This window comes from Agrobacterium sp. OT33, from assembly GCF_017313365.1.
GTDB lineage: Bacteria > Pseudomonadota > Alphaproteobacteria > Rhizobiales > Rhizobiaceae > Agrobacterium > Agrobacterium rhizogenes_A.
This window is the reverse complement of sequence record NZ_JAFLMZ010000006.1, coordinates 1-13,071: the sequence shown is the minus strand read 5'-3', so window position 1 is coordinate 13,071 and position 13,071 is coordinate 1. Positions and strand designations below refer to the sequence as shown.

At 61.2% G+C, this 13,071-nt stretch carries 11 protein-coding genes; 5 read left to right on the top strand and 6 right to left on the bottom strand.

The window, feature by feature from the left end:
- Positions 1-67: 67 nt before the first annotated feature.
- From JZX88_RS15085 to iolG, 5 genes are read right to left on the bottom strand one after another with little or no spacing between them, the layout of a single operon-like run.
- Positions 68-1,192, bottom strand: coding sequence for a Gfo/Idh/MocA family protein (locus tag JZX88_RS15085; protein WP_206914060.1), 1,125 nt, complete (start codon positions 1,190-1,192; stop codon positions 68-70).
- Positions 1,185-2,153 carry a hydroxyacid dehydrogenase gene (locus JZX88_RS15080; protein WP_206914059.1) on the bottom strand — a complete coding sequence of 323 codons (969 nt, stop codon included), beginning with the start codon at positions 2,151-2,153 and terminating at the stop codon, positions 1,185-1,187. Before JZX88_RS15080 ends, JZX88_RS15085 begins: the two co-directional genes overlap by 8 nt.
- Complete coding sequence (locus JZX88_RS15075; RefSeq protein ID WP_174024276.1) at positions 2,154-2,966, bottom strand: HpcH/HpaI aldolase/citrate lyase family protein; 813 nt, start codon at positions 2,964-2,966, stop codon at positions 2,154-2,156.
- A 27-nt stretch (positions 2,967-2,993) separates the two neighbouring features.
- Complete coding sequence (locus JZX88_RS15070) at positions 2,994-4,424, bottom strand: NAD-dependent succinate-semialdehyde dehydrogenase (RefSeq protein WP_206914058.1); 1,431 nt, start codon at positions 4,422-4,424, stop codon at positions 2,994-2,996.
- A gap of 3 nt (positions 4,425-4,427) precedes the next feature.
- Entirely contained in the window at positions 4,428-5,435 is a 1,008-nt protein-coding gene (gene iolG / locus JZX88_RS15065) for an inositol 2-dehydrogenase (protein WP_206914057.1), read from the bottom strand.
- 105 nt (positions 5,436-5,540) lie between these two features.
- Between iolG and iolD the strand changes: the two genes are divergently transcribed.
- From iolD to JZX88_RS15040, 5 genes are read left to right on the top strand one after another with little or no spacing between them, the layout of a single operon-like run.
- Positions 5,541-7,412, top strand: a complete 1,872-nt coding sequence (gene iolD, locus JZX88_RS15060) for a 3D-(3,5/4)-trihydroxycyclohexane-1,2-dione acylhydrolase (decyclizing) (protein WP_206914056.1) — start codon at positions 5,541-5,543, stop codon at positions 7,410-7,412.
- A 1-nt stretch (position 7,413) separates the two neighbouring features.
- Positions 7,414-8,307 carry a myo-inosose-2 dehydratase gene (iolE, locus tag JZX88_RS15055; protein WP_206914055.1) on the top strand — a complete coding sequence of 298 codons (894 nt, stop codon included), beginning with the start codon at positions 7,414-7,416 and terminating at the stop codon, positions 8,305-8,307.
- Positions 8,304-9,116: an SDR family oxidoreductase gene (locus JZX88_RS15050; RefSeq protein WP_206914054.1), complete on the top strand. Its 813-nt coding sequence runs from the start codon at positions 8,304-8,306 to the stop codon at positions 9,114-9,116. The genes iolE and JZX88_RS15050 overlap by 4 nt, the downstream gene beginning before the upstream one ends.
- Before the next feature lie 4 nt (positions 9,117-9,120).
- Positions 9,121-10,182, top strand: a complete 1,062-nt coding sequence (locus JZX88_RS15045) for a sugar phosphate isomerase/epimerase (RefSeq protein WP_206914243.1) — start codon at positions 9,121-9,123, stop codon at positions 10,180-10,182.
- Entirely contained in the window at positions 10,179-11,342 is a 1,164-nt protein-coding gene (locus JZX88_RS15040) for a Gfo/Idh/MocA family protein (RefSeq protein ID WP_246753489.1), read from the top strand. Before JZX88_RS15045 ends, JZX88_RS15040 begins: the two co-directional genes overlap by 4 nt.
- A gap of 786 nt (positions 11,343-12,128) precedes the next feature.
- Here JZX88_RS15040 and JZX88_RS15035 read toward each other — a convergent pair.
- Positions 12,129-12,758, bottom strand: a complete 630-nt coding sequence (locus JZX88_RS15035) for a hypothetical protein (protein WP_246753488.1) — start codon at positions 12,756-12,758, stop codon at positions 12,129-12,131.
- Between the last annotated feature and the right edge of the window lie 313 nt (positions 12,759-13,071).

Here is a 13,071-nt window from a genome sequence, read left to right as displayed (position 1 = left end):
CTTGCAATATTTATTGCGGTTTTCCAAGAGGCACGAAGGTCCGCAGCCCGCCGCTTAATCCGGGATTTCAGGCATCGACATCCAGCCATTGCCGTGTGGATGACGAGCGCTGGATCGTCTCGACCAGCCGCTGGATGCGCAGGCCGGCAGCGAAGCCGAAAGGCTCTGGTGCCTGTCCCGCGATCGCCCGGAGATAACCCTCGATTTCGATGGCTTTCAGGTCGTTGAAGCCGAGCTGGTGGCCGGGCGCGACGCAGAAGCGGCCATAGGGTGCGTGGTCAGGAGAGGCCTCTATTTTGCGGAAGCCACGGCGGCCGGCCGGATCGGCGGCGGAATAGAAATGCAGCTCGTTGAACCGCTCCTGTGTGAAATAAAGCGCACCCTTGTCGCCGTAGATCTCGAAATCATGCTGCATCTTGCGGCCGGTGGCGATCCAGTTGCCTTCGACCGAACCCTGCGCGCCATTGGCGAAACGCAGGAAGGCGCGCCCCACATCGTCCACCTCCACCTTGCGTGTGCCGCCCTTGCCATCCGGCCGCTCGGCAATCAGCGTCACGCAATCCCCCATCACTTCGGTTATCGGACCAAGCAGGAATTCGGCTGTGGCAAGTGCGTGCGAGCCGATATCGGCAAGCGCACCGCCGCCGGCCGGATCGTGGCGGAAGGTGAAGGCGCCTGCGGCGTCGGCCATATAATCTTCGGCATGCAGACCGCGATAGCCGCGTATCTTGCCGAGTTCGCCCGCCGCCACCATTTCCCGCGCCAGCCGCAGCATGGGATTGCAGAGATAGTTGAAGCCCACCTGCGTTTTGACGCCACGGGCCGCCGCGGCTGCGGCCATCTCGCCGGCATCCGCGGCAAGCGGTGCCAGCGGCTTTTCGCAATAGACATGTTTGCCGGCGGCAATGGCGGCAAGCGCCATTTCCTTGTGCAGGGCGTTCGGCGCGGTGATGTCGACGAGGTCGATATCCGGATCGGCGATGATGCTGCGCCAGTCCGCCGTGGAATGGGCAAAGCCGAAATCCGCAGCTGCCCGTGCAGCCGCATCTTCGGTGATGTCGGCAACGGTGTGCAGTTCGATCCGGTAGGGCAGGTCGAAGACCTTCTGGGCAGAGGCGAAACCGAAGACATGGGCTTTGCCCATGAAGCCGGTGCCGATGAGGCCGACGCGTAGAACGGGTTTTTCAGACATGGGCAAATTCCGGATTGACGATGAGGCCGGGATCGATCGTCCCTTTCAGATAATTGACGGCGTTCTGGATGGAGGCGATGGCCATCCTCTCCCCGCATTCCTTCGTAAGCCCGGCAATATGCGGCGACAGGACGGTATTGAACTGCGACAGCAGCGGGGAGGAGCTTTCCGGCGGCTCGTCGTCGAAGACATCCAGCCCGGCCGCGCCGACATGACCTGAGGCAAGCGCTTTGCTGAGCGCCTTTTCACAAACGACACCGCCACGGGCCGTGTTTGACAGGACGACGCCGGGTTTCATCAGCGCGATTTCGGCGGCCCCGATTGCCGGGCTTGCTCCCTTGGGAATATGCACGGAAATATAGTCGGCCCAGGGCAGGCCCTCTTCCAGCGATACGGGTCTTGTCGCCCCCTCGGGCCATCCCGATTGCAGCAGGTAGGGGTCGTAGGCGCGGATATGCATGCCGAAACCCGAAGCCATTCTGGCAAGATGCCGCCCGATCCGGCCATAACCGAGGATGAGCAGGTTCTTGCCGGATATTTCCTGCTGCTCCAGCCTGTTGCGCCAACTCCACTGTCCGGTCTCCCGGACAGCGCGGTCGGCGAGTATGGCCCGCTTTGCCGCCGCCAGCAGCAGCATCATCGCATGTTCGGCGACGGAGACGGAATTGACATCACCGACGATGGTGAGTGCGATGTTGCGACGGTTGAGTTCGGCAAGATCGACGCTATCGTAACCCACCCCATGGCGGGACACCACTTTCAGCCGTCCGGCCCTGGCAATGGTGGCTGCCGAAAGCGGCTGTGTGCGAATGACAATGGCATCCGCTTCCTCGATAAAGGGAGCGTAGGAGGCTTCGGAAACGTCTTCGATATAGCGGACGGAGAAGCCGAGGGCCGGCAGGTCACGCAGCATCGCCTCGCCGGAAGGATGAAGTTTTCCGGCCACGAGAAGGTTCGGCATTCAATACCCCCCTTTGCCATCGGTTTTTTTGGCGGTCTTTTCCACCAGCCTGCGCCAGGTCGCGGTCGATTCCGTCGCTGCAGCGGCCAGCAGGCGGGAATCGCCTGATACGGTGGTCATGTCGAAACCCCATTCCACCGCGCGTGCCGCGTAATCCGCCGTGCCGCAATGGAGGGCCGCCTTGATGCCGTTGCGGTGGCAGGCATCGAGGATGCGCTTGATGGCGTCGATGACCTCGGGCTCCTCGCGGTCAAAGGCAGGTGCCAGTTGCCCTTTAGAAAGCGAGAAACTGAGATCGGCGGGACCGACATAAATCCCGTCGAGGCCGGGGGTGGAGGCGATTTCTTCGAGATTGTCCATCGCCTCTGCCGTTTCGATCATCGCAAAGGCGAGGATTTCGTCATTGGCTTCTGCGGCATAATTGCCGCCGGCGGCGTAAACGGCGCGGGTGGGGCCGAAACTGCGCTCCCCGAGCGGCGGGTAGCGCATGTAACGAACGAATTGCTCGGCCTGCGCCCGGTTGTTGATCATCGGGCAGATGATGCCATAGGCACCGGCATCCAGAACCTTGGATATCCACGCTGGATCGAGCCAGGGCACCCGCGCCATCAGCACCTTGTCGGAAGCGCGCATGGCCTGGAACATGCCGAGCACGTCCTTGTAGTCGACCGCGCCGTGCTGGATGTCGATGGAGATGGCGTCGTAATCCTGCGCCGCCATGATTTCGGCGCTGAACGGGCTGGCAATGGACAGCCAGCCATGCAGCACCGGACGCCCCTCGGCCCAGATTTCCTTCAATTTGTTTTTCCGCATGATTTTCTCCTGCAAGAATATTCGTCTTCAAAAGACGATCTGGGCGAGTTTGGTTTCGAGATAATCGCTTATCCCCTCGATACCACCCTCACGCCCCATGCCGGAATGGTTGGTGCCACCGAAAGGCGCTTCGGATGCGGCGAGCGCGAAGCTGTTGATGCCGACCATGCCGGATTTCAGTGTCGCTACCGTGCGCCGCGCCCTGTCCGGAGAGCGGGTGAATGCATAGGCGGAGAGGCCCATGTCGGAGGCGTTGGCCCGCTCCAGAACCTCGTCCTCGGTGCTGAAGCGGGTGATTGCCGCAATCGGACCGAAATTTTCTTCGGCAAAAACCTTCATCGTGTCCGTCACGCCGGTCAGCACGGTGGGTTCGAAAAAGAAACCGTGGTTCAGGTGTGAGGGGCGTTTGCCGCCATGGGCGATTTTTGCACCGGCGCGCACGGCGTCGGCGACTACCGCCTCGATGTCCTCAAGGCGACCGGCATTGATGAGCGGACCCATTCCGGTATCGGCATCAAGCCCGTCACCAAGCCTGATCTTCGCCGCGCGGGCCACGAAACCGTCGACAAAGGCGTCGTGCAGGCTCTCGTGGACGAAGATTCGATCCGGCGTGACGCAGACCTGGCCGCAATTGGCGAATTTGGTGGGCACGGCAAGGTCGAGCGCGTTGTCGAGATCCGCATCGTCATAAATGATGAGGGGCGCATTGCCGCCCAGTTCCATAGAGACCTTCTTCACGGTCTCAGCGGCGTCACGGATCATTTGCTGGCCGACCCGGGTGGAGCCGGTCAGCGACACCTTGCGCACGCGCTTGTCCGCCATGATCGGGCCATAGGTATCGGCGGTCGAGCCGACAACCAGATTGACGGCGCCATCGGGAAAGCCGGCGGCCCTCAGGCAGTCGACCATCACCATGGCGACACCCGGCGTCTGGGATGAGGGGCGCAGCACGACGGGGCATCCGGCGGCGAGCGCCGGGGCGAGCTTGCGGGCCGGAAGGGCGGCTGGGAAATTCCAGGCGGTGAAAGCGCCGACGATGCCGACGGCTTCGCGGGTCACCTCAAACCGTCCGCCGGGCACCCGGCTGTCGATGATGCGGCCATAGATGCGGCGCGCTTCTTCGGCGAACCAGCGGAACTGGTCGCAGGAAAGCGTCCATTCGCGGCCAGCCTGGGCAATCGGTTTGCCGGTCTCCAGCGAGATCATCTTCGCGCTCTCATCGGCACGGCGCAACATTTCGTCGGCTGCCCGGTGCAGCGCCTCGGCACGTGCGAAGCCGCCCATGGCGCGCAGTTTCGGAAGGGCCGCAGCGGCCGCGTCGATCGCATCGCGGGTTTGATCGGCGCTGGCAAGCATCACCTCGCCGAGCGCTGTGCCGGTGACCGGAGAGATGACCTCGCCCTTCACGGCACCGGCAAGCCAGCGGCCATTGATGAAAAGTCCAAAATTCGCGTACATGTCTTACCCGATCTCGCTTGTGTTGACGGTGCGCCCCTCGGCGATAGAGCGGATCGCCGCTTCGGCGAGAAGCAATGCCAGCCGGCCGTCTTCGAAGCCGACCTCCGGTGCCTTGCCCTGTTCCACCGCATCGACGAAGGCGCTGATTTCCGCTGCGAAGGCATCGGCATAACGGTCGATGAAGAAGTTCATCAGCGGTGCTGCCCGGTCGGTGCCGGTTTCGGTGTGGAGGCGCAGGTGATTGAGCGTCCGGTTTTCGGAAATCGCCATGCCGGCACTTCCGAAGGCTTCCACCCGCTGATCGTAGCCATAAACCGCGCGCCGCGAATTGCTGATCGTGCATTGTTTGCCCGAAGCGGTTTTCAGCACCACGGTCACGGTGTCGTAGTCGTCGCATTTTTCCATCAGCGCCGGGTCGACCAGCCGCGAACCGGTGGCCGAGACTTGGCTGATCTCTTCACCCAGAATGAAGCGGGCCATGTCGAAATCATGGATCGTCATGTCGCGGAAAATGCCGCCCGACATTTCGATATAGGCGGCGGGCGCCATGCCGGGGTCGCGCGAGGTGATGACGACCTGATGCAGATCGCCTATCGTTCCGTTTTCGACGGCTTCACGCACGGCGCGGTGTCCGCTGTCAAAACGCCGGACGAAGCCGAGCATGATCGGTACGCCGCTGCCGGCAATTTTTGTTGCACAGGCGTTGACGCGGTCGAGGGAGAGATCGATGGGCTTTTCGCAGAGCACCGGTTTTCCGGCGGCAACCGCCTTTTCCAGCAGATCCGCATGGGTGGGCGTTGAGGTGGCGATCAACACGGCATCGACCTCAGGCGAGGCAAAAACCGCCTCGGCCGATTCAAATCGTGTTACATCAAGCTTTTCGGCAATTTCTTTCGCCGAGGGCTCGTATACATCAAAGACGCCAGCCAATGTCGCGCGTGGATGAGCGACGATGTTTTCCGCATGCATGCGGCCGATACGGCCCACGCCAAGCACTGCAATTCTCAGCATTGAAATTTTCCTCCCGAGGTATTTGGCAATAATCATTGCAAAGTGCCGAATTTGTCAATATGTATTCCAAAAACATATCAACAACCATCCGCAGGAGGAGGCGAGATGACCGCGAAGACCTTACGCCTGACCATGGCCCAGGCGCTAGTACGTTACCTGTGCAACCAGTTTACCGAGATCGACGGAGAGCGCGTTCCCCTGTTCGCGGGCGTGTTCGCAATTTTCGGGCACGGCAATGTCACATGCCTTTCCGAAGCTCTGGAGACGGTGCAGGACCAGTTGCCGACCTGGCGCGGGCAGAACGAACAATCCATGGCGCTTGCCGCAATCGGCTTTGCCAAGGCAAAGCGGCGCAGGCAGATCATGGTCGCTGCGACTTCGATCGGGCCGGGGGCGCTGAACATGGTGACGGCTGCCGGCGTCGCCATGGCCAACCGGCTGCCCGTTCTCCTCCTTGCGGGCGATACCTTCGCAAGCCGCCTGCCGGACCCGGTTCTGCAGCAGGTCGAGCATTTCGGCGATCCGACACTGACCGTTAATGACGCGTTCAAATCCGTGGTGCGTTACTGGGACAGGATCGTGCTGCCGGAACAATTGCTGCAATCGCTGCCGCAGGCGGTCGCCACCATGCTCGATCCGGCCGATTGCGGCCCGGCCTTCATCGGTCTTGCGCAGGATACGCAGGAAATCGCTTTCGATTATCCGGCAGTCTTTTTTGAACCGAAGGTCTGGAAAATTCCTCGGCCGCGTCCTGACCGTGACGCCGTGGCGACTGCCGCCCGGCTGCTGGCGCAGGCGAAACGTCCGCTCATCATTTCCGGCGGCGGCGTGCGTTATTCGCTGGCGGAAGAGCGCCTTGCCGATTTCGCTGCAAAGCGCGGCATTCCCGTGGTCGAAACCATCGCCGGCAAGGGCGCGCTTACCCATCACCATCCGGTCCATGCCGGGCCTATCGGCATCGTCGGATCGACCTCGGCGAATGCGCTGGCGAAAGAGGCGGATGTCGTGCTGGCGATCGGTACCCGGCTTCAGGATTTCACCACGGGTTCCTGGACGGCTTTCTCCCGTGATGCGCAGTTCATTTCCGTCAACGCCGCCCGCTTCGATGCGGTGAAACACCGGGCGTTTTCCGTGGTCGGCGATGCGCTTGAGACAATCGACGATCTGGACCACGCGCTCGGCGCCTATAAGGCCGATGCCGCCCATATGCAGCGGGCCAAAACGCTGTTTGCCGAATGGGACAATCTGCTCGACGAACACCAGCGCATCACCAATGCGCCGGTTCCTTCCTATGCGCAGGTGGTTGGCGTGCTGAACCGGGTTGCGCGGCCCGAAGATACGCTGATTGCGGCGGCGGGCGGAACGCCGGGTGAGGTGACCAAGGGCTGGCGGGTCAAGAACCCGAATACATTCGATTGCGAATTCGGCTTTTCCTGCATGGGTTATGAAATCGCTGCCGGCTGGGGCTGCTCCATGGCGCAGGAAGGACCGGGCGGTGCCGGCGGCGTTCCAATCGTCATGCTGGGGGACGGCACCTATATGATGATGAATTCCGATATCTATTCGGCCGCGCTCACCGGGCACCGGATGATCGTGGTGGTCTGCGATAATGGCGGCTATGCCGTCATCAACCGTTTGCAGCAGGCCAAGGGCGTTCCGGGTTTCAACAATCTGCTGGCAGATTGCCGCGTCAGGGACAGGGAAAATCCGCTGCATGTCGATTTCGTCAAACATGCGGAAGCCATGGGCGCCCATGCGCGCAGGGCCGAAAGCCTTGCCGATCTTGAAGACGCGATGATCTGGGCGCAGGGCAATGACGGCGTGACCGTCATCTCCATCGTTTCCGATGCCTGGAAATGGGTGCCGGGCGACGCCGACTGGGATGTCGGTGTTCCCTCCGTCTCCAGTTTCGAGACCGTGCGTGCCGCCCGCGCCGCGCAGGAAAACATCCGCAAGGCGCAGCGAGTGGGGGTCTGAGATGAAAGCAAGACTTGGTATCGCGCCGATTGCCTGGTGGAACGACGATCTTGCCGAGCTTTCCGATGATGTGAGCCTTCAGGAATGCCTGCGGCAGGCAAGCGAAGCCGGCTTTACCGGAATGGAGACCGGGCGCCGGTTTCCGATGGATATGGCGGAGCTTGGGCCGATCCTCGACCGTTACGGCATATCGGTATGCGGCGGCTGGTTTTCCGGCCTGCTGCTGGATGGTGACATCGAGGTGGAGAAAGACCGCATCGCGCAGCAGATGGAATTCTTCATCGCCGCCGGCGCGCCCTGCATCGTTTATGGTGAAACGGCACGCTCCATTCAGGGCGTGCGCTCCGCACCACTTGCCACGAAGCCAAGGCTCGACGAGGCCGGCATGGTGGCTTATGGCCGCAAGATGTCCGACTTTGCCGACTGGTGCGCGGCGAAGGGCATGCCGATTTCTTACCATCACCATATGGCGGCCGTGGTGGAGACCGAGCCGGAACTCGATCTCTTCATGAAGCACTCCTCCGTGCCCCTGCTGTTTGATGCCGGGCACATGGCCTTTGCGGGCGGCGATGTCATGCGTGTCATCGAAAGCCACCATGCGCGCATTACCCATGTCCACACCAAGGATATCCGGCGTGAAGTTGTCGATGGGCTGGACAGGAGCCGGGAGAGTTTCCTCGATGCCGTCATCAAGGGCGCCTTTACCGTGCCGGGCGATGGCAGCCTGGATTTCGAGGCGATCGTCAAGGCGCTGGCATCGAAAGGTTACGAGGGCTGGTTCGTGGTCGAGGCTGAGCAGGACCCGGTCAGGAACCCGCCGCTGGACATGGCCCGCAAGGGGCACAGGGAATTGCTGCGCGTGATGGACGCCGCTGGATATGAGGTCGTGAAATGAACCGTATTGAAGGAAAGATCGCCGTTATTACCGGCGGAACCCAGGGTCTGGGTGCAGCGGTTGCGCAGGTGTTTGCGCAGGCGGGCGCGGCGGGAATCGTCATTGTCGGACGCGGCATCGAAAAGGGACAGGCTGTCGCGGATGCCATCACGCAGAAATCAGGCGTGCCGGTTGAGATGGTGGCGGCCGATCTCGGCGATATCGATGATGTCCGCAGCATCATTCCGGCGACGGACAGACGCTTCGGTCGGGTCGATATCCTCGTTAACGCGGCGGGCCTGACGGATCGTGGCAATATACTCAACACGACGCCCGAGCTTTTCGACCGGATGTTTGCGGTCAATACGCGTGCGCCATTCTTTCTCATTCAGGATGCGGCAAAGGTGATGATCCGCGAGGGGATCGAGGGTCGTGTCGTTAATGTCGGATCAATGTCGGGTCTGACAGGCCAGCCTTTCCTTGCGCCCTATGCGGCGTCCAAGGGCGCGCTTGCCACCGTCACCCGCCATGCCGGCTTTTCGCTGATGCGCCACCGTATCCATGTGAACCAGCTCGATATCGGCTGGATGAATTCCGATCACGAGCGCAAGCTTGTCCTTTCCGAGACTGGCGATCCCGATTTCATCGACCGCGCGGCGGCGGCCAAGCCGTTCGGGCGCATCCTCGATCCGCTCGAAGTGGCCCGCGCCATCCTGTGGATGTCCTCCGACGACAGCGGCATGATGACGGGCGCTGTGATCCCCTTCGATCAGTCGGTCTATGGCGGTTACGACGACGCGCCGGTGCCGGCGAAAAAGCTGGAGGAATAAGATGATGCGGACCATCAAGGGGCCGGGCGTCTTCCTGGCGCAGTTCGCGGCCGATGAGGCGCCCTATAATTCGCTTGCCTCGCTGGCGGCGTGGGCCTCGGCCAAAGGCTTCAAGGGCGTGCAGATTCCCACCTGGGATACGCGCCTGATCGACATGAAACAGGCGGCGGAAAGCGATGCCTATTGTGATGATCTGAAGGGCATGCTCGGCGAGCACGGGCTGGAGATCACCGAACTCGCCTCTCACATCACCGGGCAGCTTGTGGCGGTGCACCCTGCCCATGACGCGATCATGGACAGTTTTGCGCCGGAACATGTGCGCGGCAATCCCGCAAAGCGTCGGGCATGGGCCGAGGAACAGCTGCGCTTTGCCGCCCGCGCCTCAAAGCGCCTCGGCATCGACCGCCATGTGACCTTTCCCGGGGCGCTTTTATGGCCGTATCTTTATCCCTATCCGCAATGGCCGGAAGGGCTGGTGGAGGAGGGCTTTGACGAGCTTGCGCGCCGCTGGACGCCGATCCTCGACGACTTCGACACCCATGGCGTGGATGTGTGTTATGAAATCCATCCCAGCGAAGACCTGCATGACGGCCACAGCTGGGAGATGTTTCTCGACAAGGTCAAGGAGCATCCCCGGGCGAACCTGATGTATGATCCCTCGCATCTCGTTCTGCAGGGAATGGATTATCTCGCCTTCATCGACCATTACCACGAGCGGATAAAAACCTTCCACGTCAAGGATGCCGAGTTTCGTCCAGACGGAAAATCGGGCGCCTATGGCGGTTATCAGCCATGGTCCAAAAGGGCCGGCCGCTTCCGCAGCCCCGGCGACGGGCAGGTTGATTTCGGGGCGATCTTCACCAAGCTGACGACCTACGGCTTTGATGGCTGGGCGGTGCTGGAGTGGGAATGTTTCGTCAAGAACCCCGAGGACGGGGCGTCTGAAGGCGCACGTTTCATCGCCGATCACATCATCCGTGTTTCGGACCGCGCCTTTGACGATTTCGTCAAATCCGGCGCGAACCGCAATGCCAACCGCACCATGCTGGGGCTGGAGGAACAATGACTATCGAAAGACCACTTCGTCTGGGCATGATCGGTGGCGGTCAGGGAGCCTATATCGGCAATATCCACCGTCTTGCCGCACGCCTTGACGGCAAATGGGTGCTTGTGGCCGGGGCCTTTGATGTCGATCCCGAAAGGGGCCGCGCCTTTGCGATCAATGAAGGGCTTGACCCGGCCCGCAGTTATGGCAGCTATCAGGAGCTGATTACCGGCGAGGCTGCCCGCGAGGATCGTGTTGATGCGGTTGCGATCTGCACACCGAATTTCACCCACTATCCGATCGCGAAGGCGCTGATCGAGGCAGGTTTCGACGTGATCTGCGAAAAACCGCTGACCGCGACGCTGGAAGATGCCATCGCGCTGGAAAAACTGTCGCGGGAAAGCGGCCGCTTCGTTGGGGTGACCTACACCTATTCCGGCTATCCGATGGTGCATGAAGCGCGTGCACGCGTCGCGGCCGGTGAGATCGGCGAGGTTCGCACCGTGCAGGTGGAATATCCGCTGGAATGGATGGCGACCGCCATCGAACAGCAGGGCAATGCCCAGGCGGCATGGCGGACCGACCCGAAGAAGAACGGTCGCGGCGGCTCCATCGGCGATATCGGCACCCATGCCTATCATCTGGCCGGTTTCGTGACCGGGCTGAAGTTGCAATCCCTCACCGCCGATCTTGCCACTTTCGTGGCGGGGCGGGCGCTGGATGACAATGCCCATGTGATGATGCGTTATGAGGGCGGCGCGCGGGGGCTCCTGTGGTCGTCGCAGGTGGCGCTCGGTAATTCCAACGGCGTGCGTCTGCGGGTTTTCGGCGCGACCGGTTCGCTGCAATGGTTTCAGGAACAGCCGAACGAACTCGTCTATACGCCGCTTAACGGGCGTGTGCAGACCATCAAGCGGGGCGCAGATGACCTTTCCGAAGATGCGAAGGTTCGAACCCGCACTCCGCCCGGCCACCCGGAGGGATATCTGGAGGCCTTCGCCAACCTCTATGCCGGTTTCGCGGAAGCCATCCGTGCGCGCAAGGCGGGCCGAGAGTCTGATGCCATCGGCCGCAACATCCCGCTTGCCTATGACGGGCTGAAAGGCGTGGCCTTTGTGGAAGCGGTGGTGGACAGCGCCGAAAGCACCGATCCGCGCTGGATCACGCCGGTGGCGGTGTAGACGCGTAGCGGGCTGCGCTGGAAATCGACCTTTCGGACAGGCCATGTCGGTCCGGAAGGTTTTGGCTGTTCCGAGCAGGTGATGCGCTCCGTAGGCTTGTCGCTACGACGATTGTCTTCTCTGATAATGCACGTCTCTCGCAATGTCTGCTATTGGGATTTCTTTGCGATACGCCTATGTGTGCCTGCCCGGGGCATCGGCCAATTGCCACTCCAACTACAAGGTAGCGGTCACAACGACTACGCCGCGGAGCATCTCAAACGGCGACTATGTCGAGCTGGTAGCAACGTCGGCATCCTCGTTCGATATCTCGCAACCCTTCGCCTCACCATCAACGACCAAGACTTGCTCTGGACGGTACGGACACGTCCAACCAACACTGTTCCGGTTAACCTTGTCGCATTCGCTACGGCAATAGAACGCGAATGCAGTGTTCGCGTCCGGTCCGACATAGCCCAGGTCACCTGGATCACGGACGCAACGACCGCAACCCTCTAGAGGCTCGAAGGCGTACCGGCCGACAACTAGGGCACCGTCTACATCTGCACCGCAAGCGCTGCATCGACCGGAACTACGCTTCGGTGCGAAATGCAGGGACGGCGAGCTTCACCATCGCACCAGGTGGCTATATCCAACTTTCACTCGTGTCGTCCTCCCACTATGACACGACTGCAAAACTGAAGCCTACAGTGGACGGTATCGAGAGGATTTTCTCGGTCAGGGCAAAAGCATTAGACACGACACCCGAAAACCTTGGAGTGTTTAGGGGCGCGACCAATGCTGCGGTTAGCTTTTGACCCGGACCCGCAGTCGCTTCGGGCGAGACGCATCAAATTGGTCGTTAATGGCTTTGATGCGCGCCTTGATGTCGGCATCGCCGAGGCGCGCCTTGGGCAGAACATCGTCCGCCGGCGCAAGCTCGTCGCCAAATTGCGCGCGCGCAACCTCGGCAGCGTGATGGGCATAGGCGAGATGGGTGACGGGCAGCGCCTTCAGCCACCGGCGACGCTGTGTGATCGCCATCGATTTTGCCGCCTCCTCGCCTAGCTTGGCGACGGAGAAATTTTCTCTTTTTTGCCCCTCATTGGTCATCAAAGTTGCTTGCCAGACATCGCCATCCGCCGTCTCGACGCGCCTCACACCGGAAATACCGCTTCGGTTGTTTTTGCGCAGAAGCACGGCCTGCTCGTGGTTGGTGGCGGGCGCAATGGCAAGCAGGATGGCGTCGCGATAGGCACGCGCCTGCCGATAGGCGGCATCGCCCGAGCCGTAGACACTGTCCTTGAACAGCCTGACGATCCTGTGGCCGCGCCGCCTGAGGCTCACCCACCAGCCGGCGCCGTGGTGAGCCCCGGAGGCCTCTTCCCGTCGCAGGCCATAGTGGTCGGCATCGTGCTTCATCTGTCCCGGCGTCATTCTCACTGTTACCCCATCTTCCATCTATCAGATTTCATCGATGGAATTTTGGCATTTGCAGGTTGCATAATTCATGGTGAGTCCATGGTTTCGCCACAATGTTTGATTGCATTCTGTCGAGATTTTGGCAGTTGATTGATAATTTTCCGATCTTCCATCGAGGTTCGCCATGACCGACCAGCCTGCATCTTCGGACTTTCTCCAGGCGAGCCGTGTGCTCAAGGTCAAGTCTCCGCTAGGGGAAGACCAGCTTCTGCCGGAACGACTTGCGGTTGACGAGGGTGTTTCGCGGCTTTTCGAGATTCACCTGACG